This is a genomic window from Rhizobacter sp. Root1238, from assembly GCF_001425825.1.
In the GTDB taxonomy this organism is placed as follows: domain Bacteria; phylum Pseudomonadota; class Gammaproteobacteria; order Burkholderiales; family Burkholderiaceae_C; genus Rhizobacter.
Window position 1 is genome coordinate 1 of record NZ_LMDM01000043.1, and the last position, 1,370, is coordinate 1,370.

The window sequence follows — 1,370 nt, forward strand, 5'->3', positions numbered from 1 at the left end:
GAACCAATTCGCTGTGGTCTACGAGGAGCGATTCACACTGCCGGCGCACGGCAGTCGATAAGCGAGTCGGCCAATAGCCAATTCAGCTCAACCGCCTCGCACACAGAAATCCTGACAGCCCCCTTCTGGGTGGTCAGAAAGGAACCGACGTTTCTCTGCTGCATGCCAAGACGCATGAAGTCAGTTTCGGCCATGCTGTCAGACAACAGAAGATCGCCAGCATCGCTGAACGAGATGAACCCGCGGTCAAAAAGATAGTCGGCTGAAGGGGTCAGCAGCAACCCATTGCTCCCGTCCAGTCTCTCAACAGCATTGCTGCAAGCCCGCCACGGCTTGATATGACTGGCAATTAGAAGCCCCGGCATCGCAATCCCCGTGCAGCGACACGAAGTCTCGTAGGCCCTGACGTTCTCACGGAATTTTCCTTGGCCGCGTCTCGCCAGAATGACCTGCTCCTTCTCCGTTGACGAGAGATCGGACGACACGGCAATTTCTTTCTCGATCTCCGCTTCCAGCTGAGCGATGAAGCTGACTGCGGATTGTTCGTCGGCGTTCCTTCGGATCGATCCGAGGCTCGGCGCGTTGCCCAGACGAAGGACTTCGCCGAACAATGCCGCAGGGATCTCAGCCAAGTACGCAGCCTGATTGCCGTGCCCGTTGACGGCGCGAATCGGCGAATGACTGTTGGGCAATAGCGGTGCAATGTCGTCTACATACTGGCTCGGACTGAAAGGCTTGGCCAGCGCAGTCCACGACACTGGAACCAGCCACCCCTCGGTTGCCCAGTGTTCGCCTCGCAAACCGAAGGCCTCGGGCTTCGGCGCGGCGACGGCCACATCCGTGACGATCCCAACTGCGCCGACCTTTGCGTCAGCATAGGAAACAACAGGGTCCCCAGGCCTCGCTCGCCGCATGTTGTCGTAGAACAGATTGCGATGGCCATTGATCTTTGTTCGAGGCGACCACAGGTAGCCGCCATCCCGCTCCATCCGCGCGGTCTGCTTGTGGTTTACCCACCAGTAATTTGCCAATGTCGCCTCCTGCATGGCCGTGCGCATTGGCACTGGACATGAATGACGCCTGCTGGTCCGTTGTACGGGCGCGAGCAATGCTTGTAGAGGCGGAGTCTAAAGCTGAGGGGAGATGCCTACGCGTTGTCTCTCACCTTTCTCAAGCGTTCGGCAGCATCGGCTTACGCGGCGTGCCCCTCTTGAGTGAAGGCTTTTGAGTCCATGGCATTCGCGTCACGGGGCTGTCAGGATTTCTGTGTGCGAGGCGGTTGAGCTGAATTGGCTATTGGCCGACTCGCTTATCGACTGCCGTGCGCCGGCAGTGTGAATCGCTCCTCGTAGACCACAGCGAATTGGTTC

1 protein-coding gene is annotated in these 1,370 nt (G+C 58.5%); it reads right to left on the bottom strand.

Annotated features, from left to right (window positions below; translation table 11 throughout):
* Positions 1-32: 32 nt before the first annotated feature.
* The gene (locus tag ASC98_RS23050; RefSeq protein ID WP_056814848.1) at positions 33-1,058 is read right to left on the bottom strand and encodes an HNH endonuclease; all 1,026 of its coding nucleotides are present in this window, start codon (positions 1,056-1,058) and stop codon (positions 33-35) included.
* Between the last annotated feature and the right edge of the window lie 312 nt (positions 1,059-1,370).

Coding starts and splice junctions, on each gene's coding strand:
- ASC98_RS23050 (WP_056814848.1), bottom strand. CDS start 1,058: ATGCGCACGGCCATGCAGGAGGCGACATTGGCAAATTACTGGTGGGTA.